Source organism: Planotetraspora sp. A-T 1434 (assembly GCF_025420585.1).
In the GTDB taxonomy this organism is placed as follows: Bacteria; Actinomycetota; Actinomycetes; order Streptosporangiales; family Streptosporangiaceae; genus JAOEGB01.
The window spans coordinates 1-348 of the sequence record NZ_JAOEGB010000121.1; the positions used below are offsets into that span (position 1 = coordinate 1).

Genomic DNA, 348 nt, shown 5'->3' on the forward strand with positions numbered 1-348 from the left:
CCGGTGCAGTACGCGGATTTCGCGGTGTGGCAGCGGGAGCGGGTGTCGGGGGAGGTTCTGGCTGATCAGCTGGGGTTCTGGCGGGGTCGGTTGGAGGGGGTGGCTCCGTTGGAGCTGCCTGTGGATAGGCCGCGTCCTGCGGTGCGGTCGGGGCGGGGGGCGGTGGTGGAGTTCACCGTGCCGTCTGAGGTTCTGGCGGGGTTGAAGGCGGTGGGGCGGCGTCATGACGGGACGTTGTTCGTGCCGTTGGTGGCGGCGGTTCAGGTGCTCTTGAGCCGGTGGTCGGGTCAGTCGGATGTGGCGGTGGGGACGGTCACGTCGGGCCGGGAGCGGGCCGAGTTGGAGCGG

At 70.7% G+C, this 348-nt stretch carries 1 protein-coding gene; it reads left to right on the forward strand.

Annotated elements, in window-relative coordinates:
* Positions 1-3: 3 nt before the first annotated feature.
* A partial coding sequence (locus N5079_RS35420; RefSeq protein WP_315967911.1) for a condensation domain-containing protein occupies positions 4-348 on the forward strand: 345 nt, incomplete at its 3' end.